General features: G+C 59.2%; 20 protein-coding genes. 15 read left to right on the top strand and 5 right to left on the bottom strand.

From position 1 onward, the window contains the following. Positions 1–12 precede the first annotated feature (12 nt). Positions 13–1,890 (bottom strand): SurA N-terminal domain-containing protein, encoded by a 1,878-nt coding sequence (locus ACFOW6_RS07705; RefSeq protein WP_382421756.1) that lies wholly within the window; start codon positions 1,888–1,890, stop codon positions 13–15. 173 nt (positions 1,891–2,063) lie between these two features. On the opposite strand from ACFOW6_RS07705, the gene tpiA reads away from it, so the two are divergent. From tpiA to ACFOW6_RS07645, 12 genes are all read left to right on the top strand, one after another. Continuing rightward, entirely contained in the window at positions 2,064–2,843 is a 780-nt protein-coding gene (gene tpiA, locus ACFOW6_RS07700) for a triose-phosphate isomerase (protein ID WP_382421755.1), read from the top strand. 87 nt (positions 2,844–2,930) lie between these two features. Further along, positions 2,931–3,329 (top strand): preprotein translocase subunit SecG, encoded by a 399-nt coding sequence (gene secG / locus ACFOW6_RS07695; RefSeq protein WP_382421754.1) that lies wholly within the window; start codon positions 2,931–2,933, stop codon positions 3,327–3,329. Positions 3,330–3,478: 149 nt separating this feature from the next. Next, a complete protein-coding gene (locus tag ACFOW6_RS07690; RefSeq protein ID WP_382421753.1) occupies positions 3,479–5,104 on the top strand; it encodes a CTP synthase in 1,626 nt (541 codons plus the stop codon). A 19-nt stretch (positions 5,105–5,123) separates the two neighbouring features. Then, positions 5,124–5,972 (top strand): 3-deoxy-8-phosphooctulonate synthase, encoded by an 849-nt coding sequence (gene kdsA, locus ACFOW6_RS07685; RefSeq protein ID WP_382421752.1) that lies wholly within the window; start codon positions 5,124–5,126, stop codon positions 5,970–5,972. 60 nt (positions 5,973–6,032) lie between these two features. After that, a complete protein-coding gene (gene eno / locus ACFOW6_RS07680; RefSeq protein ID WP_382421751.1) occupies positions 6,033–7,307 on the top strand; it encodes a phosphopyruvate hydratase in 1,275 nt (424 codons plus the stop codon). Between the two features lie 159 nt (positions 7,308–7,466). After that, the gene (locus ACFOW6_RS07675) at positions 7,467–7,805 is read left to right on the top strand and encodes an FtsB family cell division protein (RefSeq protein ID WP_382421750.1); all 339 of its coding nucleotides are present in this window, start codon (positions 7,467–7,469) and stop codon (positions 7,803–7,805) included. A gap of 298 nt (positions 7,806–8,103) precedes the next feature. Then, positions 8,104–9,111: a pyruvate dehydrogenase (acetyl-transferring) E1 component subunit alpha gene (pdhA, locus tag ACFOW6_RS07670; RefSeq protein ID WP_382421749.1), complete on the top strand. Its 1,008-nt coding sequence runs from the start codon at positions 8,104–8,106 to the stop codon at positions 9,109–9,111. Positions 9,112–9,162: 51 nt separating this feature from the next. Then, positions 9,163–10,560 (top strand): pyruvate dehydrogenase complex E1 component subunit beta, encoded by a 1,398-nt coding sequence (locus ACFOW6_RS07665; protein WP_382421748.1) that lies wholly within the window; start codon positions 9,163–9,165, stop codon positions 10,558–10,560. Between the two features lie 27 nt (positions 10,561–10,587). Beyond that, positions 10,588–11,955, top strand: coding sequence for a pyruvate dehydrogenase complex dihydrolipoamide acetyltransferase (locus ACFOW6_RS07660; protein ID WP_382421747.1), 1,368 nt, complete (start codon positions 10,588–10,590; stop codon positions 11,953–11,955). Positions 11,956–11,974: 19 nt separating this feature from the next. After that, the gene (lpdA, locus tag ACFOW6_RS07655) at positions 11,975–13,375 is read left to right on the top strand and encodes a dihydrolipoyl dehydrogenase (RefSeq protein ID WP_382421746.1); all 1,401 of its coding nucleotides are present in this window, start codon (positions 11,975–11,977) and stop codon (positions 13,373–13,375) included. A gap of 4 nt (positions 13,376–13,379) precedes the next feature. After that, complete coding sequence (gene lipA / locus ACFOW6_RS07650; protein ID WP_382421745.1) at positions 13,380–14,336, top strand: lipoyl synthase; 957 nt, start codon at positions 13,380–13,382, stop codon at positions 14,334–14,336. A gap of 118 nt (positions 14,337–14,454) precedes the next feature. After that, on the top strand, positions 14,455–14,895 hold the full coding sequence (locus tag ACFOW6_RS07645) for a type II toxin-antitoxin system RatA family toxin (RefSeq protein WP_382421744.1): 441 nt from the start codon (positions 14,455–14,457) through the stop codon (positions 14,893–14,895). 9 nt (positions 14,896–14,904) lie between these two features. On the opposite strand, the gene ACFOW6_RS07640 is transcribed toward ACFOW6_RS07645, so the two are convergent. The 4 genes from ACFOW6_RS07640 to ACFOW6_RS07625 are packed head-to-tail and all read right to left on the bottom strand — an operon-like array spanning position 14,905 to position 17,785. Beyond that, on the bottom strand, positions 14,905–15,642 hold the full coding sequence (locus ACFOW6_RS07640) for a CPBP family intramembrane glutamic endopeptidase (protein WP_382421743.1): 738 nt from the start codon (positions 15,640–15,642) through the stop codon (positions 14,905–14,907). Next, the gene (locus ACFOW6_RS07635; protein WP_382421742.1) at positions 15,639–16,133 is read right to left on the bottom strand and encodes a CinA family protein; all 495 of its coding nucleotides are present in this window, start codon (positions 16,131–16,133) and stop codon (positions 15,639–15,641) included. Before ACFOW6_RS07635 ends, ACFOW6_RS07640 begins: the two co-directional genes overlap by 4 nt. A 6-nt stretch (positions 16,134–16,139) precedes the next feature. Further along, complete coding sequence (locus ACFOW6_RS07630; protein ID WP_382421741.1) at positions 16,140–16,628, bottom strand: phosphatidylglycerophosphatase A family protein; 489 nt, start codon at positions 16,626–16,628, stop codon at positions 16,140–16,142. Then, complete coding sequence (locus tag ACFOW6_RS07625) at positions 16,625–17,785, bottom strand: bifunctional 2-C-methyl-D-erythritol 4-phosphate cytidylyltransferase/2-C-methyl-D-erythritol 2,4-cyclodiphosphate synthase (protein ID WP_382421740.1); 1,161 nt, start codon at positions 17,783–17,785, stop codon at positions 16,625–16,627. Before ACFOW6_RS07625 ends, ACFOW6_RS07630 begins: the two co-directional genes overlap by 4 nt. Before the next feature lie 175 nt (positions 17,786–17,960). Between ACFOW6_RS07625 and ccsA the strand changes: the two genes are divergently transcribed. The 3 genes from ccsA to ACFOW6_RS07610 all read left to right on the top strand — a co-directional run bounded on the left by ccsA (position 17,961) and on the right by ACFOW6_RS07610 (position 20,865). Then, positions 17,961–18,668, top strand: a complete 708-nt coding sequence (ccsA, locus tag ACFOW6_RS07620) for a cytochrome c biogenesis protein CcsA (protein WP_382421739.1) — start codon at positions 17,961–17,963, stop codon at positions 18,666–18,668. A 95-nt stretch (positions 18,669–18,763) separates the two neighbouring features. After that, positions 18,764–19,750, top strand: coding sequence for a tRNA dihydrouridine synthase DusB (gene dusB / locus ACFOW6_RS07615; protein WP_382421738.1), 987 nt, complete (start codon positions 18,764–18,766; stop codon positions 19,748–19,750). After that, on the top strand, positions 19,750–20,865 hold the full coding sequence (locus tag ACFOW6_RS07610; protein ID WP_382421737.1) for a two-component system sensor histidine kinase NtrB: 1,116 nt from the start codon (positions 19,750–19,752) through the stop codon (positions 20,863–20,865). Before dusB ends, ACFOW6_RS07610 begins: the two co-directional genes overlap by 1 nt. The last annotated feature ends 1 nt before the right edge of the window (position 20,866 follow it).

Raw genomic sequence — 20,866 nt, 5'->3', positions numbered from 1 at the left:
TTCCTTTACGGATCAAAAGGCAGGAGTAGCGCGTTCAAGCCGGTCTTCGTGAATGGTGACTTGATATTCACTTTCCAGACCGTGCCGGAACATGGTCTCCAAATCGTTGCGCAGGGACTGTTCGAGCTCGTTCTGCAGTTCGCTCTGGGCGCTTTCATTACCTGTCGGGGCGTCCGCGGGAACAATTTCCGTAAGGCGTGCTATGATCGGTCCCCGGGGACCCTGGCTGATGGCGGCCTCGTCTGTTTCCATGCCGAACATCTGGGAAACCAGCTCTCGGGAGGGTTCTTCGGCGGAGCGCAGGAGCGGTTCCGTCTGCCGAAGCGTCAAGTCTTCCTCCTCGGCAATGGCTGCGAGACTCTTACCGTTTTTTGCGCGAGAGAGAATGTCTTCAGCGGTTTCATTGGCTTGCGCCTCGCGTTGTTCACGCTCCCAGAGTTCTCGCACCTCGGAACGAACCTCCTCGAAAGGGCGGGGGGCCGGTTCTTCGACGGCGTCCACCTGCAGTACGAAGTAGCTATCTCCTTCCGAGGTTTCGATCAGCAGGCTTTCCTGGCCTTCGGAAAGACTGAAGGTCTCGGATAGGAAGTGCTCCCGATCGGGGAGCCCCTCGATCTGCTGCCCTTCGCGATTGCGGCCTTCGGAATCGATAGCTTCGATGGTCTGCAGCTCGAGATTCATTTCCTGTGCGGCCTCTTCTAGGGGAGCTCCACTCGCAAGCAGATCGTCCAGTTCGTTGGCCAGGCTGACGGTGGCTTCGACAGCCTCGTATTCGACAAGCTCATTCCGGATCTGCTCGCGCGCGGCTTCGAAAGAGGGTTCCTCTCCTTCCTGGATTTCATTCACGCGGATCACATGCCAGCCGAAAGAGCTCTCGAGCGGCTCCGTGACCCCGCCTTCCTCCAGAGAGAAGACATTCTCGGCAAGGCTCTCAGGCAGATCCCCCTGCCGCACGAAACCAAGTTCTATAGGCGCTTCGCCGCTGGTGTCCTCTATGACTTCAGTGAAGTCGCCGCCGTTGCGGATATCCTCGTACGCGGCCTGCGCTTCTTCCCTGCTATCAAACAGTCCCTGTTCCACCTGCCGTTCCTCGGGGACACTCAGTTCCTTACGGCGCGCCTCATACTCCTCGCGCAGCCGTTCCTCACTGATGCCGACCGAATCCCGGACATCGTCAGGAGAAAGGTGGATGTAGGAAACCCTGCGGTATTCAGGAGCCATGAAGGTGTCCTGGTGTTCTTCGTAGAAACTGCGCAGCGTTGCCTCATCGGGTGTCTCGACCCCCTCAACTGAGGAGCGTGGAATCACGAGATACTCGGCTATCCGACGTTCTTCGCGATACTGGCGGATCTGTTCGCTGAGGGCATCAGGAACCTGAAGCGGTGCTGCGAGGGCTGCGGTGATCTGGTTGACCGGGATGTCCTGGCGCAGGGAATTGATCAGTTGCTGTTCGCTCATCTGATTGCTGCGCAGCAGTTGCTGGAAGCGTGCACGATCAAACTGTCCTTCGCTGTCCTGGAAGGCTGGGGTGGAGACGAGAACTTGCCGTATCTGTTCCTCGGTCACGACCATGCCCATGCGATTGGCGTGCTGGAGCAGCAGCTGGTCTGCGATCAGTTGTTCGAGCACTTGGCGGTCAAGGCCGATTTGCCGGGCCATTTCGATCGAGAAATCCTCCCCAAGCATCTGGCGTTGACGGTTGTACGCTTCCATGAAGGCCTGGCGGTATGCATTGCTGGAGATTTCACGTTCTCCGACTTCGGCGACATTGTCCGGTTCCTGCTGTCCGCGGAAGATGTCCCCGACGCCCCAGAGTGCGAAGCTGAGAATCAGCAGCCCAAGAAGCGCGAAAAAAAAGACCTTGGCAACGATGCCTCGCAGTTTACCCATGAATAAGGATTCCAGTTCGGCCAGATAGGAGAGTTCAGCTGCCGGGAACGAGACCCCGACAATGGCGCGGCATCTTAGAAAGGGTGTGGCTATGGAGCAATATCATATCCGTGTTCTAGAGATTGAAGGAACGTCATGCTAGATAACCCACAACGGATAAAAGGGGAATCGTGATGAGGCGTAAGCTGATTGCAGGAAACTGGAAGATGAATGGCTTGAGCGAGGAGGGACTTCGCCTGACCGAAGCCATCGTGGAACGCAGGCTGCGTGCCATGGAACACGGCAGCGAGGACGCGGAGAGCTGCGAGCTTCTGATCTGCCCGCCCTTCACCCTGCTGGCGCAGATACGCCCCATGCTCGGAGGCACGGGTGTTTCTCTGGGGGCCCAGGACTGCCATCCGGCGGCTTCCGGTGCGCACACCGGGGATATCAGCGCACCGATGCTGGCGGATCTGGGTTGCGCGTATGTAATCGTGGGGCATTCCGAGCGCCGGCAGAACCACCGCGAAGACGATTCCCTGGTCCAGGCCAAGGCCCAGGCGGCCCTGGATGCGGGATTGACCCCGATCCTTTGCATCGGCGAGACCGAAGACGAGCGCGAGGCCGGAAAGACTCAGGAGGTTCTGCGGCGGCAGCTTTCGGGCAGTCTTCCGGAGCTGAAAAGTGGCGAGGCGACATCCCTGGTGATTGCCTATGAGCCGGTCTGGGCCATTGGCACCGGAAAATCGGCGAAGAACGAGGATGTTCGGGAGGCACATGCAAGTGTGCGCAGTTTCCTCGAGGAGCGTTTCGGCGCTGAGCTTGCACGGGAAGCGCGCCTGCTTTACGGAGGGTCGGTAAAGCCCGAGACGTCGGCAAGCCTGCTTGCCGAGGACGAGGTGGACGGAGCCCTGATTGGCGGGGCAAGCCTGAAGGCAGAGGATTTTTGGGCGATCGCCATATCTTGTCCCTAGAAACATCCGGCCTGACAGGTTACATAGCTGCGCAAGCAGCCTTAATGACTCACACCCGCTTCACAAGTTGATGGACCCATTTCCGTCATGATGCAGATTCTGTTGATCGTACACCTCCTGATCGTGCTGTCCCTGATTGGCGTCGTCCTGCTCCAGAAGAGCGAGGGCGGCGGACTGGGTATCGGAGGCGGCAGCGGCGGAGGCAGTGGCGGCATGGGCGGCTTCATGACCGGCCGTGGCACCGCCAATTTCCTCAGCCGAACGACAGCCATCCTGGCTGTCTGCTTCATGGCGACCAGCATTTCGCTGAGCATTCTGGCGGGAACACAGACACAGCCCACCTCGATTCTCGATGACATGGGCGAACAATCCGACACACCGGTACTTCAGGATGGCGGTGAGGCGGCACCGGAAGATGAGAGCGGCAGTCAGCCAGCTGCTGACGAAAGTGGCGAGTCTTCGGACCCGAGTGTCCCGATACAGTAGCCCGGGCCCTGGCCGCATGGGTGCGGGGCATGCCATCTGACGCGGCGATTTCGGCGTGTCATCTGTACAATGACAGAGATCGTATCCCGTGGCGGAGGTGCACAATATGCCCTTGCCGTAGGGGACGATTGCGAAGATAGTAAAGGCCCATGACGCGGTTTATATTCATCACCGGCGGCGTGGTTTCATCCCTCGGCAAAGGTCTGGCCTCGGCTTCGCTTGGTGCATTGCTCCAGGCACGCGGCTACAAGGTTCGGCTGCGTAAACTTGATCCCTATCTCAATGTCGATCCGGGGACGATGAGTCCCTATCAGCACGGCGAGGTCTATGTAACCGATGACGGGGCCGAGACCGATCTGGACCTCGGTCACTACGAGCGCTTTACCGGCGTGGCTTCGCGACGCAGTGACAACGTGACCACCGGGCAGATCTATTCCCGTATCCTGGCCAAGGAACGGCGTGGCGATTATCTCGGTGCCACGGTTCAGGTCATTCCCCACGTTACCGACGAGATCAAGGAGTTCATCCGCGGTGATATCGAGGATGAGGATTTCATCATCTGCGAGATCGGCGGGACCGTAGGCGATATCGAAAGCCTGCCCTTTCTGGAGGCCATACGCCAGCTGGGAAATGAACTGGGGCCGGCAAGCACGCTCTACATGCATCTGACGCTGGTGCCTTACATCGCCTCGGCTGGCGAGTTGAAAACCAAGCCCAGCCAGCATTCCGTAAAGGAACTGCAGGCTGTCGGGATCCAGCCCGATATCCTCGTGTGCCGTTCGGAACACGAGATCGACCAGGATGCGCGCCGTAAGCTGGCGCTCTTCTGCAATCTGCGAAAAGAGGCGGTGATCCAGGCGCTGGACGTGGACACGATCTATGCCGTGCCGCGTGCCTATCACGAAGAAGGCATGGATACGGTCGTCTGCCGCCATTTTGGATTGGATGACGCGGAACCCGAGCTTTCCATCTGGGACCGGATCACGGACACGGTACGTCATCCCGACGGTGAGGTGGCGATTGGCGTTGTGGGTAAGTACACAAGCCTGATTGATGCCTACAAGTCTCTGAACGAAGCTCTGATTCACGGTGGGATCGCGAACCGGGTCCGGGTTCGTATCAAATGGCTGGATGCAGAGATTTTCGAGAACCCCGATCGCCTCCATGAACTGGAGGACGTCAACGGAATCCTGGTTCCCGGCGGTTTCGGGGAACGCGGTACGCAGGGCAAGATCGAGGCTGCGCGCTTTGCCAGGGAACACAAGGTGCCGTATTTCGGGATTTGCCTGGGCATGCAGATGGCCGTCATTGAATCGGCTCGCAACATGGCCGACATGCCGCAGGCCGGTTCAAGCGAGTTCGGTGTGGCCGATCCCGCGATTGTCGGGCTGCTAACGGAATGGCTGCGTGGCAACGAGGTGGAAACGCGGACAGCTTCCGGGGATCTCGGCGGGACGATGCGACTGGGGGCTTATCCGGCGGTTCTGCTGGAAGGCAGCAAGGTCGAGAGAATCTATGGCCTGCAGCAGATCAGCGAGCGCCACAGGCATCGCTACGAGGTGAATGTGTACCACCGCGAGGCCCTGGAGCAGACCGGGTTGCTCTTTTCCGGACTGTCGCCTGATGGCAGTCTGCCCGAAATCGTTGAACTGCCGAGCCATCCTTGGTTTATCGGGGTTCAGTTTCATCCGGAACTGAAATCGAAGCCCTTCGAGCCGCATCCGCTCTTCATGTCCTTTATTCGGGCGGCCGTCGAGCAATCTCGCCTCATGTAGGCGGAAAGGACCTAGCGATATGAGTGAGCCCGTTACCGTTTCCATCGCCGACCTGAATATCGCCAACGATCGTCCTCTCAACATCATTGCCGGCCCCTGTGCCATGGAAAGCCGAGAGCACGCTCTTGAAATGAGCCAGGCTCTCAAGGAGATCACGGATGCCGTTGGGGTGGGACTTATCTACAAATCCTCCTTCGACAAGGCCAATCGGACCAGTCTCAAGTCCAATCGCGGTATCGGCATGGCCGAAGGCCTGCCGATCCTTGCGGAAGTCCGTGAAACGCATGGCTGTCCGGTTCTGACCGACGTTCACGATGCCACGCAATGTGCACCGGTCGGCGAAGTGGTTGATGTGCTGCAGATTCCTGCTTTCCTCTGCCGCCAGACGGATTTGCTGGTAGCTGCAGCCGAGACGGGATGCGCGATCAACGTGAAGAAAGGGCAATTCCTTGCTCCGTGGGACATGCGCAATGTGGCCGAAAAAATCCGTGCCAGTGGTAACAGCCGCGTGCTGCTGACCGAACGAGGGGTTTCCTTCGGCTACAATACCCTGGTTTCGGATATGCGGAGCCTGCCCATCATGGCGGCGCAAACCGGTTGCCCGATCGTCTTTGATGCGACGCACTCGGTTCAGCAACCAGGCGGGCAGGGCGGAACATCTGGGGGGCAGCGCGAATTCGTCCCCGTTCTCGCCCGCGCGGCCGTTGCCGTCGGGGTTTCCACAGTCTTCATGGAAGTACACCAGGATCCGGACAATGCGCCCAGCGATGGACCCAACATGGTCCATCTGAAAGATTTCCGCAATTTGCTGGAAACGCTTGTCGCCTTTGACAGATTGGCCAAGCAGGCACCTGCCAAGATAGCTTGACGGGAAATCACACTGGCCCATCGTTCCACCACAGACCTGCAACCCATCCAGAGGAAGACCATGAGCGCCATCACCGATATTCGAGCCCGGGAAATCCTGGATTCACGCGGAACCCCCACTGTCGAGGTCGATGTGTTGCTGGACAGCGGTGCATTCGGCCGCGCTGCCGTTCCCTCCGGGGCTTCGACTGGTGCGCATGAAGCGGTCGAGCTGCGTGACGGCGACAAGGCTCGCTATCTGGGCAAGGGGGTTCTGACAGCTGTCAATTCGGTCAATCACGAGATCTTCGATGCGCTGTCCGGGCGGGACGCCATGAACCAGGGCGAAATCGACCGGACAATGATTGCGCTGGATGGAACCGAGAATAAGGGACGCTTGGGCGCCAATGCCATTCTCGGGGTGTCCCTGGCAACCGCCAAGGCCGCTGCGGAAGAGAGCGGGCTGCCGCTCTACCGTTACCTGGGAGGCGTCTATGCCTCGAACCTGCCGGTCCCGCTGATGAACATCGTGAACGGTGGCGCGCATGCCGACAATCCTATCGATTTCCAGGAGTTCATGATTGCCCCGGTCGGGGCGTCGGGGATTGCCGAGGCTGTGCGCATCGGCGCCGAGGTGTTCCAGGCTCTCAAAGCGGCACTGAAGCGGGCCGGTCATAATACCAACGTGGGCGATGAAGGTGGCTTTGCGCCCGGACTGCGTTCCAGCCGCGAGGCACTGGATTTCATCACGTCGTCCATCGAGCAGGCCGGCTACAAGCCGGGCGAGGATGTGGTTCTGGCCCTGGATTGCGCCGCGAGCGAGTTCTTCGAGAAGGGCGGCTACAATCTCGCCGGCGAGGGACGGCGGCTCGGTGCGCCGGAGATGGTGGAATACCTCAAGGAATTGGTGGAGGCCTATCCCATCCTTTCCATAGAAGACGGCATGGCAGAAGATGACTGGGCAGGCTGGACCCAGTTGACGGAGCAGATCGGGCAGAAGGTCCAACTGGTCGGCGATGATCTCTTCGTGACGAATACCAAGCGCCTTCGCGAGGGTATCGACACACACGCAGGCAATGCCATTCTGGTGAAAGTGAACCAGATCGGCACCCTCACAGAAACGCTGGATTGCGTGGAGACGGCGTTGCGCAACAGCTTCGGAGCCGTGATGTCGCATCGCTCGGGGGAAACGGAGGATGCGATCATTGCCGATCTGGCTGTGGCAACGAATTGCGGACAGATCAAGACGGGGTCTCTGTCCCGTTCGGATCGACTGGCAAAATACAACCAGTTGATCCGCATCGAGGAGGAACTCGGCCGCCAGGCCCGCTATCCCGGCAGGAGCGTCTTCCGCTGACTGCCTTCAGGACGACTGCCTCTTCCAGCGGATTATTTCCGCTCGTGTGGCCCGATCCTGAGGGAGCATTGAGTCTTTTCCGCCACAGGCCTCTGTAGGAAATAGAATGCTGCGCATTTTCCTTTTGACGGCCGATTCGATGCGTGATTCGATCAGCACATGGCCGTTCTGAATGAAATACGCGATCGCATACGCCAGGTGGCGCCTCAGGTGCTTGCCGCCTGCGTCGTTGCCTATTTCGTTTTCCATGCCATTCAGGGAGATCGCGGACTGCTGGCCTATCTTCAGCTGACACAACAGCTGGAGGAAACAGAGGCCGTTGCGGAGGAGCTTTCTGAAAAGAGGAGCGCCTGGGAGCACAAGGTTTCGCTGCTGAAGCCGGGCAGTCTTGATCGCGACATGCTGGAAGAACGGGCGCGGAAGGTGCTGAACTACCTTCGCGAGGATGAAGTTGTTATATACCTGCCACGAGAGAATGCAGGTAATGGTGTAAATTAACCATTTTTTGGTTAATACGCATTATTTCTTTGTTTTTCAATACATTGATGAATAACTTGCCTCAGGGTCGCTTTATCCCTACCTTGATTGTAAGAGGCTACAATCACTGACCCTGACTAGGGCGATCATAGGGGAAACGCACATGGCCACCCGCGCATCTCAGGGGCGCAAGTCAACGGCGTCCGCTTCTTCCTCCGGTTCAGCCAGCAAGACGACCACCAATAAGACTGCCAAGAGTACCCAAAGCAAGTCTCCCAGGAAAAAATCAACGGCTTCCCGCAGCTCTCAGAAGGGCGGCGTGACACGTCAGGCGGACCTTGCCAAGAAAGAAAGCAAGGAGACCCTGCTTAAGCTGTATGAGGAAATGCTTCTGGTGCGCCGTTTCGAGGAAAAGGCGGGGCAGATGTACGGCATGGGGCTGATCGGCGGCTTTTGCCACCTCTACATCGGTCAGGAAGCCGTCGTGGTCGGTATGCAGGCAGCACAGACTCCCAGTGACGCCGTGGTCACGTCCTATCGAGATCACGGCCACATGCTTGCCACAGGAATGGATCCCAAGGGCGTGATGGCCGAGCTTACCGGCCGCCGTACCGGCTATTCCAAGGGCAAGGGCGGTTCCATGCACATGTTCAGCCGCAACAGGAAATTCTACGGCGGACACGGGATTGTCGGTGCCCAGGTTCCGATCGGGACGGGCATCGGGTTTGCCATGAACCACATGGGCGAAGACGGCGTTTGCGTGACCTATCTTGGCGACGGCGCGCTCAATCAGGGACAGGTCTACGAGTCCTTCAACATGGCGGCTCTCTGGAAGATTCCCGTCGTCTATGTGGTCGAAAACAACAAGTACGGAATGGGCACGTCCATCGAACGCTCCTCGGCAAAATCCACGGAGCTTTACAACCGCGGCCAGTCCTACGGCATCCCCGGTGTACAGGTGGACGGCATGGATGTGCTTGCGGTCAAAGCCGCCAGCGACAAGGTGCTCGAACACGTCCGTTCCGGAAAAGGGCCCTATATCATGGAGATGCTGACCTATCGCTATCGCGGTCACTCCATGTCCGATCCGGCGAAATACCGCTCAAAGGAAGAAGTGCAGCGGATGCGCACGGAGCAGGATCCGATCGAGCGTCTGCGCGCTGTCATGCTTGAGCAAGAGGTCGTTTCGGAAGGCGATCTCAAGGAGATCGACAAGAAGGTCAAGGAGGTCATCGGGGAGGCGGCCGAGTTTGCCCAGAACAGTGAAGAACCCGATCCCTCCGAACTCTGGACGGACGTCTATACAGAAGTTGCAGCGGCTGAATGAACAAGAATGCGGCCGCTGTCTGCGGCCGGACAGCACTCCCGGAGCGATAACATGCCCATCGAGATTCTGATGCCAGCCCTTTCCCCCACAATGACGGAAGGCAAGCTGGCAAAGTGGTTGAAGAAAGAAGGTGACGAGGTCTCCGCCGGTGATGTCCTGGCCGAGATCGAAACCGACAAGGCCACCATGGAGGTCGAAGCGGTCGAGGAGGGAACGCTTGGAAAGATCCTGGTGCCGGACGATACCGACAATGTGTCGGTCAACGAGGTGATCGCCCTTCTCCTGGAGGAGGGCGAAGATGCATCCGCGCTCGAGAAAGCCGCGTCAGGCAAGCAGGAGACGGCTGCCGAAAAGACGGGGGATGATGAGGACCAAGGCGTCGGCGAAGAAGACGCCTCGCCAAAGGCACCCGCCCAGCCGAAACAGGAAGACAGCACGCCAGCCGAACCCGAATGGGACGGTCCAACCGAGAAGCAGACGGTTCGCGAAGCTCTGCGCGATGCCATGGCTGAGGAAATGCGGCAAGATGAACGTGTCTTCCTCATGGGTGAGGAGATTGCCGAATACGAGGGCGCCTACAAGGTAACCCAGAACCTTCTGGCCGAATTCGGGCCGAAGCGTGTCATCGATACACCGATCACCGAGCACGGTTTCACTGGCCTTGGCGTCGGAGCGGCCATGTATGGCCTGCGTCCCGTCATCGAGTTCATGACCTTCAACTTTGCCATGCAGGCGATGGACCAGATCATCAATTCTGCCGCAAAGACCCTCTACATGTCGGGCGGGCAGATCGAGAATCCCGTGGTGTTCCGCGGCCCCAACGGGGCAGCCTCCCGGGTCGCGGCCCAGCATTCTCAATGCTATGCCAGCTGGTACGCCCACATTCCGGGACTCAAGGTCGTCTCCCCCTGGTCAGCGGGGGATGCCAAGGGGCTGCTCAAGTCAGCCATCCGCGATCCCAACCCAGTGGTCTTTCTGGAGAACGAGATTCTCTATGGCCAGTCCTTCGAGGTGCCGAAGAGTGATAACTGGACGGTCCCCATCGGCAAGGCCAAGGTGGTGCGTGAGGGCAGCGATGTGACCATTGTTGCGTTCTCGATCATGGTGAGCCGAGCACTTGAAGCTGCGGAACGACTCTCCGAAGAGGAGGGCCTGGAAGCTGAGGTGATCGACCTGCGCAGCCTGCGCCCGCTGGATACCCAAACCATCGTCAAGTCGGTTCAAAAGACCAACCGGATCGTCTCCGCCGAGGAGGGCTGGCCTGTGGCCGGAATAGGATCGGAGATGGCCGCAATCATGATGGAAGAGGCCTTCGACTGGCTGGATGCGCCGGTGGTGCGCGTGACCGGTGTGGATGTACCGCTGCCCTATGCAGCCAATCTCGAGAAATTGGCCCTGCCGCAGTCCGGATCGATCTTCGATGCGGCCAAGGGCGTATGCTATCGCTGAAAACGGGCCGGAAGGGAAGACCAGGAAATGCCGACAAACATACTAATGCCGGCGCTTTCGCCGACGATGACGGAAGGCACGCTAGCCAAGTGGCACAAGCAGGAAGGCGATGAGGTTTCGGCGGGGGACGTGCTTGCCGAGATCGAGACGGACAAGGCGACCATGGAGGTCGAGGCGGTCGACGAGGGCACACTGGGCAAGATCCTGGTGTCGGACGGGACCGAAAACGTGGCCGTGAACGAGGTGATCGCCATCCTGCTCGAGGAGGGGGAAAACCAATCGGCTCTCGAGGAGGCCGTCAATAAGGCACAACAGGGAGGTGGCGAGGCACCGGCCGCGGACAAGCAGCAGGTAGAGGCCAAGCCTCAGGAGCCCTCGGGCAAAAAGGCCGAAGGTGACAAGGCTGAGCAGAAGGCCTCCGAAGCCTCGGCCGAGAAGAAGGCTCCCGCCGGGAAATCCGACGACAAGGGCGGGCGGATCTTTGCCAGTCCGCTGGCACGCCGTATGGCCGAACAGGCCGGACTCGACCTCGCGCAGCTGAGCGGCTCCGGTCCCAACGGACGGATCGTCAAGGCGGATATCGAGAAGGCGATCGAGAGCGGCGTCGGCAAGCCCGAGGCGGCTCCGGCTGCAGCGGCTGCCCCGGCCCCAGCGCCTGCCGCCGCAGCGGCAACGGGGCCAAGCCCCAAGGAGCAGGCCGACATGTTCGGACTGTCCTATCACCAGGAGCCCTTGTCGGGCATGCGCAAGACGATTGCGCGCCGCCTGACGGAATCGAAGCAGACCGTCCCGCACTTCTACCTGACGATCGACTGCGAATTGGACGCCCTGCTGAAGACCCGCAAGGAGCTCAACGAGAAGGCCGAGGAGGGCAAGATCTCGGTCAACGACTTCATTATCCGCGCCGTGGCCCTGGCGCTGCAGAAGGTGCCGGCGGCCAATGCCTCTTATGACGAGTCCGGCATGCTGTATTTTGACCATGCCGACATCTCCATGGCGGTGGCAACGCCGGCCGGCCTGATCACGCCGATCATCAAGAATGCCCAGGCAAAGGGTCTGTCCACGATTGCCCGCGAGGCAAAGGAACTGGCCCAGAAGGCACGAGACAACAAGCTGAAGCCCGAGGATTATCAGGGCGGAACCTTCTCGGTCTCCAACCTGGGCATGTACGGGGTCAAGCACTTCGATGCTGTCATCAATCCACCGCAGGGGTGCATCCTGGCCGTAGGGGCTGGTGAGCAGCGCCCGGTGGTCAAGGATGGCGCCCTTGCGATCGCCACTGTCATGAGCTGCACGCTCTCCGTGGACCATCGTGCGGTCGACGGGGCCGTGGGGGCGGAATTCCTGGCCGCCTTCAAGAAGCTCATCGAAGATCCCATGACCATGCTGCTGTAAGGGCGGAAAGGAAGAAGCCGTGGCGGAAAACTCATTCGATCTGATTGTCATTGGCACAGGCCCCGGAGGCTACGTCGCGGCCATCCGTGCCGCCCAACTGGGCATGAAGGCCGCCGTGGTCGAGCGGGAGAACCTGGGCGGAATCTGCCTGAACTGGGGATGTATCCCCACCAAGGCTCTGCTGCGAACTTCCGAGCTCTACGGACACATGAACCACGCGGCGGATTTCGGACTTTCGGCCGACAAGGTCGGTTTCGATATCTCCAAGATCGTCAAGCGCTCCCGCGATGTCTCCAAGCAGCTGAACAGCGGTGTCGGTCATCTGCTGAAGAAGAACAAGGTGACAGTGATCAACGGAGAGGGACACCTGGAAGGCGGTGGAAAGATTTCCGTCAGCAAGGACGGCAAGAAGGTCGGAGACTACCAAGCCAAGCATATCATCCTGGCGACCGGAGCGCGCCCTCGGGTCTTGCCGGGCATTGAACCCGACAAGAAGCTGATATGGACCTATTTCGAGGCCATGGTTCCCGAAACAATGCCGAAATCCCTTCTGGTCATCGGCTCTGGTGCCATTGGCATAGAGTTCGCCAGCTTCTATCGCTCGATGGGAGCGGAGGTGACTGTGGTCGAGATTCTTCCGCAAATCCTGCCTGTCGAGGACCAGGAGATCGCAGCCTTTGCCCGCAAGCAATTCGAACAACAGGGTATCAAGATCATGACCGACGCGAAAGTGAGCGAGGTCAAGAAGGGCAAGAACGATGTAACCTGCAGCGTCGAGGACTCGAACGGCAAAACGCAACAGATCAAGGTCGAGCGCGTCATCTCTGCCGCCGGCGTCCAGGGCAACATTGAAAATCTCGGTCTCGACAAGACCAAGGTGAAGACCGATCGCGGGCTGATCCAGGCGGATGCCTATGGCGCCACCGGGGAACCGGGGGTCTACGCCATTGGCGACGTGGCCGGACCACCCATGCTGGCGCACAAGGCCAGCCACGAGGGCGTGGTCTGTGTCGAGCGGCTCGCCGGTCACGATCCGCATCCGATTGACAAGAACCTGATTCCCGGTTGCACCTATTGCCAGCCGCAAATCGCCAGTGTCGGCCTGACAGAAGCCCAGGCGAAAGAGGCCGGGCACGAGGTGCAGGTTGGTCATTTCCCTTTCATCGGCAACGGGAAAGCCATTGCCATGGGAGAGACAGAAGGTATGGTGAAGACCGTCTTCGATGCGAAGACGGGGCAGTTGCTCGGGGCGCATATGGTTGGCGCAGAGGTAACCGAGCTGATACAGGGCTATGTGGTCGCCATGAACCTGGAAACCACCGAACAGGAACTGATGCACAGCATCTTCCCGCATCCGACCCTGTCCGAAATGATGCACGAGAGTGTGCTTGACGCTTACGGACGTGTGATCCACTTCTAGAATTATGTCTGAACTCGAAACCAAACCTCGCGAGCGCCATCCCGAAAAGGCGCACAAGCCAGACAATCCGGTCCAGCGCCGCAAGCCGGAGTGGTTGCGCGTCAAGGCGCCGACTTCACGTACCTACCACGAGACGCGCCAGATCGTGCGTGATCACAACCTTTCCACGGTCTGTGAGGAGGCGGCTTGCCCCAACATCGGTGAATGCTGGGCCAAGAAGCATGCCACCATGATGATCATGGGCGACATCTGCACCCGCGCCTGCAGTTTCTGCAACATTGCGACCGGAAAGCCGGGCAACCTGAATCCCTTTGAACCCACCAACGTTGCGGCTGCCGTCAAGAAGCTGGGGCTGGAACACGTTGTGATCACGTCCGTCGACCGGGATGACCTTGAGGACGGCGGTGCCCAGCACTTTGCCGAAACGATCCAGGCCATTCGCGAAGCTTCTCCGGGCACGACGATCGAGATTCTGACACCCGATTTCCGCCGCAAGGATGATGCCCTGGAAGTTGTCGTCGCCGCCAAGCCGGATGTCTTCAATCACAACCTGGAAACTGTTCCCCGGCTTTATACCGAGGTTCGGCCAGGTGCACGCTATTTCCACTCGATCCGTCTGCTGGACAAGGTGAAGCAGATCGATCCCACCATCTTCACCAAGTCCGGGATCATGGTGGGCCTGGGCGAAGGGCGCGAGGAAGTGTTCCAGGTCATGGATGACCTCCGTTCTGCCGACGTGGATTTCCTGACCATCGGCCAGTACCTGCAGCCTACGGCGAAGCACCATCCCATCGACCGGTTCGTGACACCCGACGAGTTCAGCGAGTACGAACGGCGTGCCTATAACAAGGACTTCCTCGTCGTTTCTGCGTCCCCGCTGACCCGCAGTTCCTATCATGCCGATGAGGATTTCCAACGCCTGCGAAAGGCGCGGGAAGAGCGACTGGCGCTTTCGGCCTGAGTCTTTTCCGAAGGGGATAAGCTTTTGTGCTTTGTTGCGCAGGTGGAGTTTGCTAGGCAACCTGCGGCACTGGCACCCCTAATCTGATTTTCTCGACAAACCTTCGGATCATCCCTTCATGCCCGTTCATGCCGAGAAGAGGAAACTGCCTTATACACCGCGCCAACTCTACGACCTCGTGGCGGATGTGAAGCGCTACCCGGAGTTCCTGCCCTGGTGTTTGGCGGCTCGCATCAAGTCACATGAAGGCAACATCATTCTTGCCGACCTTGTTATCGGCTTCAAGATGCTGCGCGAGCGATTCACCAGTCGCGTGGAACTGCATGATGAAGATCCCGAAAACCTTAGAATCGACGTCAGTTACGTTGAAGGGCCTTTCCGCTATCTGAACAATCACTGGAGCTTCCTGGCGGACGAGGAGGGCTGCCTGATCGACTTCTATGTCGATTTCGAGTTTCGTTCCAAGCTGCTCCAGCGGGTCATGCAGCCATTGTTCAATGAAGCCGTCCGCCGAATGGTTGCCTCTTTCGAAGCACGGGCAAAGGAACTCTACGGCTGAACCGGCTGCTCAGGCGCTTGCCCCGAAAAGGGCAGTGTAAAGCAATCCCAGCATAATTGTGTTGAAGGCACTGTGCATGACGATGGCAGGCCAGAGAGATCCGCTTTTCTCGTAGACCCAGGACAGCATGAGCCCAACGACGAAAAGGGCTGGAATCAGGATGGCGATCCCGTGGAGCAACGAGAAGAGGCCAGCGCTGACGGCCATGGACAAGGGGAGGCCGAATCGAGTCTTCAGCCAGCCATAGAAAAATCCGCGAAAGACGACTTCCTCGACGACAGGGGCGACCAGTCCTGCCGCGAAGAGGGTCAGTAGAACGGGTCCGGCGGAGAGACTGCCCGGGTTGAGAAGATCGATCTGAGGGTTTTCGAGCGGCGCTCCCCTAAGGCTGCTCACCACAATGTTGACCACGGCAACTGCCGGGATTGCGGCAATTGCGAGCAGGATGCCCCGCAGTACCCATTTCTGCTCTGTTCGAACCAGTCCCAGGCTTTGCAGGGACAATCCACGTCTCATCACGACAACAAGCAGGAGCGCTGTCAGAATGATCACGGATTGCAGCAGGAAGGCGACGAGCACGAGTTGAAGCTGCGGTCCGTTCGATTCCGGCAGAGCCCTGAATCCCTGAAAGAAGACACTCATCAGCCAGGGCATGAGAAAGCGCACGCTGGCGAGGATGACGATCAACAGCAGCAGGACGTCTGTCAGCTTGACCCTGTAAAGCTCAAGGGAAACTTTCTGGCTCATCTGAGAACAGCCGCCTGCATCATGCTCAGGGCCTTCTTCAAGCTGGACTGGCGAACCGAATGGCGATCTCCGGAAAAGATCTCATGCTCTGCTTCGGACCTCGTCCCATTTTGGGCGAGTGCGAAGTGCACGAGGCCCACAGGCTTGTCGGGACTGCCGCCCCCTGGTCCCGCCACACCGGTAATGGACAGTGCGATCTGGGCATCCGGACAGCGCGCAAGCGCACCCTCAGCCATTGCTATAGCCGTTTCGCTGCTGACAGCGCCATGTCTCTCCAGCAGTTCGGAAGAGACGTCCAGCAGCTCTGTCTTGGCCTGATCGGAATAGACAATGAAACCGCAATCAATGACGTCCGAAGCTCCGGCCGCTTCTGTGAGAAGACCGCCGAGCAGACCGCCCGTACAGGATTCGGCGGTGGCAAGTCGAATCGATCGACCACGACAGTGCTCGAGAAGCTCGGCCGCAGCCTTCATCAGATCGTTGTTGAACATGGATGATTATCCCAAAAGCAGTGTGATGCCCAGACAGATGATAAGGCTGTAGCCCCCTGCGAAGAGGTCATCCATCATGACGCCCAGGGGACCCGCCAACCGGCGGTCGGCCCAACTTGCCGGCCAGGGCTTGACGATGTCGAAGAAGCGGAACAACAGAAAAGCTGCCGGATAGAGTTCCCATAGAGTGGCGACGGGCAAGAGAGCAAGCCATTGTCCGGCCACCTCGTCGATAACCACTTCCTTCGGATCGTGCTCACCGGCAGCCTGCATGTAGCTCCCGATTGCCCAGAGGCCGACGGGAAACAGTACAGCGATTCCCACCAGAAGGCCTGGCCATCCAAACAGCCACGCGAGGGCAGCAGCAGGAGGCAGGGCCGCCAGAGACCCCCAGGTTCCGGGGGCTGGGCGAATCAGCCCGCTGCCGAACCAAAGGGCCAGCCAGTGCGCCAGTCGGGCCTTTGAGCTGTTTTGCGATGGCGTCACATCTTTCATGAATTCACGGGCAGGGTCATGGTGGCAATGGCCTGGGCGGCGATGCCTTCGTCGCGGCCGGTGAAACCCAGTTTGTCGGTTGTCGTTGCCTTGATGCTGATACGTGCTTCCGGGATATCGAGTATCCGTGCCAGACGGGCGATCATCTGGCCCCTGTAAGGGCCGATTTTGGGAGCTTCACAGATGAGGGTCAGGTCCAGGTTGATCAAGCGTCCGCCGCGCTCTTTCACACGCCGATGGGCTTCCTCCAGGAATTGATGCGATGCCGCATCCCGCCACTGCGGGTCGCCGGGTGGAAAGTGGGTTCCGATGTCCCCGTCGCCCAAGGCACCGAGGAGAGCATCCGTCAAAGCATGCAGGCCGACATCTGCGTCGGAATACCCCGAGAGTTGGGCGTTGTGCGGAATGGAACAGCCGCAAAGCGTGACACTGTGGCCAGGTGCGAACCGATGGACATCGAAGCCGAAACCTGTCCGGGTTTCCATGGGGGGCAGGATCATCGCTTCCGCTCGTGTCATGTCGTCCCTGCTCGTAATCTTGAAATTGTACGGATCTCCCGCCACAGCTGCCACCGGCAGGCCCGCGGTTTCGGCTACAGCCGCATCATCGGTCAAACTGTCGTTTCCGCACGTGCGGTGCGCATTCAGGATACTCGCGAAACGAAACCCTTGAGGAGTTTGTGCCGCGGAAAGGCCGTTGCGATCGGGCCCCGAGGTCACCTCTTGTCTCGCCGAGAGCCGCTTGAGCGTATCGGTGATCGGCACGACAGGGATGCATCCCGCCGTATGTGCCAGTCCGTCCAGGACCCGATCGATCAGGTTACTGGAAACGAAGGGGCGTGCCGCATCATGTATGAGCACGATATCCGGATGGAAGTGGGTGAGGGCTTCAAGGCCTGCGCGTACGGAGCCCTGGCGAGTTTCGCCTCCGGCAACAAATGGAAGCAGGTCAAACCCCTGCACTGCCTTTTCATACAGTGCACTATCCGAGGGATCGATAACCACCTGGACGTGATCGATGCCAGGATGTTCCGTAAAGCGGCGCAGGCTGTGCGCCAGCAGCATGCGTTCGCCCAGGGGCAGGTATTGTTTCGGTCTTTCGGAGGAAAGCCGCTCGCCGCGGCCTGCTGCGACAACGAGGGCGACAACAGAGGGCATGTCCGGTTATCCAGTTCTTGTCTGCGGGGCAGTTTGCAGGCTGTCATAATGCCGGTCAGATGATGTATGTATTCTGGTCATGTCGAGCCTCTCCCTGATTTCCTCAGTTGCATTCCTGTCTCTCTTGCCGGCAGCCGTCCAGTCATGCCGGCGACGAGAGGGGGGGAGCGACCTGTTGTTCCACCTCCTGTTGCTGGTCGCCTTCGGTGGCGTGGCATCCTACCTAGTCTTTCGTGTCGCGGATGGCTGGGACAGCGGATTTTCTTTTACTCTCTGGGTTTCGGTTGCGTCGAGTCTTCTGGTCTTCTTTCTGCTGAGCCTGGCGCGAGAAGAGTCCAGGCGCCTTTCTGTCCTTCTGTTGCCTTATCTGCTCGGCCTCGCCGCCATTGCCCTTCTCATCACGCACACCGAGGGAAGCGCTGTTGCTCCAACAACGATCGAGAGCTGGCTGCTGGTTCACATCTCCGGCGCGCTGGTTGCCTATGCCTTTGCCACCCTGGCTGCTGTTGCCGCCGTGAGCGTCCTCTTGCAGGAAACAGCACTCAAGAAAAAACAGATAGGGTATCTCTCTGAACGGCTGCCGGCGCTGGCGGACGGCGAGAGACTGGAGAGAAGCCTGCTGTTGGCCGGTGAGGTCGTGCTTGGCATCAGTATCCTGAGTGGTATGGCCCTGCAGTACTTCCGGAATGGGTACCTTCTGGATTCCAATCACAAGACGCTGTTCTCGCTAGCGGCCTTTGCCCTGATCGCTGTGGTCATCCATTTACAGAGACACAGCAGCCTCAGGGGGCAGCGAGCCGGCCGCTGGGTCCTCTTGGGCTACCTTTTATTGACGTTGGCTTATCCCGGAGTGAAGTTCGTCAGTGGTGTCCTGCTTTCCTGAGCTGTCCCCATGTTGACAGTTTCACCTGTACAAGAAGCCGAGCAATGCTTATCAATCCGCTTACAAATTAGGCATCGGGGAATATTGCCTAAGCAATGAGCATTTCCATCGCCAATATCACCATCGAGGACCCTGTCTTCCTGGCTCCGATGTCCGGTATTTCGGATCAGCCGTTTCGGCGCTTGGTGCGCCAGTGGGGCTGCGGACTGGTCTTCTCGGAGATGATCGCCAGCGAAGCAATGATTCGCCAGACCCGGCAATCGATGAAGATGGCCACGGGGTGCGATGAGGAATCCCCCATGGCCGTTCAGCTGGCTGGGTGCGATCCGGAAGTCATGGCCGAAGCGGCACGCCTGAACCAGGATCGCGGGGCGGCTCTGATCGATATCAATTTCGGTTGTCCGGTGAAGAAGGTCGTCAACAAACTGGCCGGTTCTGCCCTGATGCGGGACGAAAAGCTGGCAGGAGATATCCTCTCGGCCGTAGTGCGGGCCGTGGACGTTCCAGTAACCCTGAAGATGCGTTTGGGATGGGACGATGAAAACCGCAATGCCCCGCGCTTGGCTCGCATTGCCGAGGACAGCGGGATCAAGCTGATTACGGTACATGGCCGCACACGCTGTCAGCTCTACAATGGTTCTGCCAACTGGCAGGCGGTTGCTGAGGTGGTGGCCTCGACCAGCTTGCCTGTCGTGGTGAACGGAGACATAGCCACGCCGGAAGATGCACGCATGGCCCTGCAGAAATCCGGGGCCCAAGGGGTCATGGTGGGGCGCGCGACCTGCGGGCGTCCCTGGTTGATCCGCCGGATTCAGGATTACCTGCGAACGGGGGCGCTTTCTCCGGAGCCTTGCCTGGAGGAGCGATGCGCCTGCCTGCTTCAGCATTACGATTCGCTGCTTTCCCACTATGGCCGTGAGCAGGGTGTGCGTATCGCCCGCAAGCATATCGCCTGGTCGCTCCACGGACTGAGGGGCGCAAATGCCTTTCGAGAGCGGATCAACAAGATTGCCAAACCTGAAGATGTGCAGACGGAAATCCGTCGTGTCTTTGCCGAGAATGCGGAGGTAGCGGCCGCCTGATGACGCAGACTCCTGAAGACAGCGACAGGACAGAAGACAAGGCGCGCAAGATCGATCCCGGATCCGTTCTGGGCGCTCTGGCGTTGCCGGTTTTCGTGCTTGACGAGAACAATCGCTTTGCCAGTCTCAACCTGGCTGCGGAGCAATTGTTCGCGGCGTCTGCAGCCACGTTGACGGGCCGCGAGATCACGTCGGTCCTGCCTTCTGACAATCCGTTGCTGACTCTTGTGGAGCAGGTGCGTCGCAAGGGTTACAGCATTTCCGAGTCGGACATCACGCTGGAATCCCCCAAGATTGGGTCACATCTCGTGGCGGCCGAGGTTTCGCCGATTCCCGAAGAGGCCGACACCATAGCGATCTGCCTGTCCGTGCGTTCCATGGCCCGTCGCATGGAAGACCAGTTGGTTCATCGCAATGCGGCACGGTCGGTGACAGCCATGGCGGCCATGCTGGCTCATGAAGTCAAGAATCCGCTCTCGGGTATACGCGGGGCCGCGCAATTGCTGGAAAGTTCGGTTGCCGAACAGGACCGGGAGCTCACCCGGCTGATCTGCGAGGAATCTGATCGCATCGTAGGGTTGGTTGATCGCATGGAGATGTTTTCCAGCCAGCAACCCATTGAGCGCAAACCGGTCAATATTCACGAGGTGCTCGGACACGTCCGTCGTCTGGCGGAGAATGGATTCGCGAAGAATGTCCGCTTCGTGGAAAACTACGATCCCTCCTTGCCCGAGGTTCTCGGCAATCGCGACCTCTTGATCCAGGCGCTTTTGAACCTTGTCAAGAATGCGGCCGAGGCCGCGGACGGTCGCGCCCCCGAGGTGCAGTTGCGCACCGGTTACCAACAGGGCGTCCGCTTGGCGGTTCCCGGAGGCGGAGCTCGTGTCGACCTGCCGCTCATGGTGGGAATTCAGGATAATGGCCCCGGTATTTCCGAAGAGATGAAATCCAGTCTGTTCGATCCATTCGTCACCAGCAAGCCGGATGGCAAGGGGTTGGGACTGGCCCTGGTTGCCAAGATTGTCGATGACCACGGTGGTATGATCGAGGTGGACAGTGAACCACGCAGGACCCTGTTCCGCTTGATGCTGCCCATGGCTGATGAACGCGGGTGAG

The organism is Fodinicurvata halophila (assembly GCF_042651425.1).
In the GTDB taxonomy this organism is placed as follows: Bacteria; Pseudomonadota; Alphaproteobacteria; order Kiloniellales; family DSM-21159; genus Fodinicurvata; species Fodinicurvata halophila.
The sequence above is the reverse complement of the archived record's forward strand: the minus strand, read 5'-3'. Positions and strand labels throughout refer to the sequence as shown.

What these genes read in the sequence shown, in the direction of transcription:
- ACFOW6_RS07705 (WP_382421756.1), bottom strand. Translation starts at nt 1,890, where the DNA reads ATGGGTAAACTGCGAGGCATCGTTGCCAAGGTCTTTTTTTTCGCGCTT.
- tpiA (WP_382421755.1), top strand. Translation starts at nt 2,064, where the DNA reads ATGAGGCGTAAGCTGATTGCAGGAAACTGGAAGATGAATGGCTTGAGC.
- secG (WP_382421754.1), top strand. Translation starts at nt 2,931, where the DNA reads ATGATGCAGATTCTGTTGATCGTACACCTCCTGATCGTGCTGTCCCTG.
- ACFOW6_RS07690 (WP_382421753.1), top strand. Translation starts at nt 3,479, where the DNA reads ATGACGCGGTTTATATTCATCACCGGCGGCGTGGTTTCATCCCTCGGC.
- kdsA (WP_382421752.1), top strand. Translation starts at nt 5,124, where the DNA reads ATGAGTGAGCCCGTTACCGTTTCCATCGCCGACCTGAATATCGCCAAC.
- eno (WP_382421751.1), top strand. Translation starts at nt 6,033, where the DNA reads ATGAGCGCCATCACCGATATTCGAGCCCGGGAAATCCTGGATTCACGC.
- ACFOW6_RS07675 (WP_382421750.1), top strand. Translation starts at nt 7,467, where the DNA reads ATGGCCGTTCTGAATGAAATACGCGATCGCATACGCCAGGTGGCGCCT.
- ACFOW6_RS07665 (WP_382421748.1), top strand. Translation starts at nt 9,163, where the DNA reads ATGCCCATCGAGATTCTGATGCCAGCCCTTTCCCCCACAATGACGGAA.
- ACFOW6_RS07660 (WP_382421747.1), top strand. Translation starts at nt 10,588, where the DNA reads ATGCCGACAAACATACTAATGCCGGCGCTTTCGCCGACGATGACGGAA.
- lipA (WP_382421745.1), top strand. Translation starts at nt 13,380, where the DNA reads ATGTCTGAACTCGAAACCAAACCTCGCGAGCGCCATCCCGAAAAGGCG.
- ACFOW6_RS07645 (WP_382421744.1), top strand. Translation starts at nt 14,455, where the DNA reads ATGCCCGTTCATGCCGAGAAGAGGAAACTGCCTTATACACCGCGCCAA.
- ACFOW6_RS07640 (WP_382421743.1), bottom strand. Translation starts at nt 15,642, where the DNA reads ATGAGCCAGAAAGTTTCCCTTGAGCTTTACAGGGTCAAGCTGACAGAC.
- ACFOW6_RS07635 (WP_382421742.1), bottom strand. Translation starts at nt 16,133, where the DNA reads ATGTTCAACAACGATCTGATGAAGGCTGCGGCCGAGCTTCTCGAGCAC.
- ACFOW6_RS07630 (WP_382421741.1), bottom strand. Translation starts at nt 16,628, where the DNA reads ATGAAAGATGTGACGCCATCGCAAAACAGCTCAAAGGCCCGACTGGCG.
- ACFOW6_RS07625 (WP_382421740.1), bottom strand. Translation starts at nt 17,785, where the DNA reads ATGCCCTCTGTTGTCGCCCTCGTTGTCGCAGCAGGCCGCGGCGAGCGG.
- dusB (WP_382421738.1), top strand. Translation starts at nt 18,764, where the DNA reads ATGAGCATTTCCATCGCCAATATCACCATCGAGGACCCTGTCTTCCTG.
- ACFOW6_RS07610 (WP_382421737.1), top strand. Translation starts at nt 19,750, where the DNA reads ATGACGCAGACTCCTGAAGACAGCGACAGGACAGAAGACAAGGCGCGC.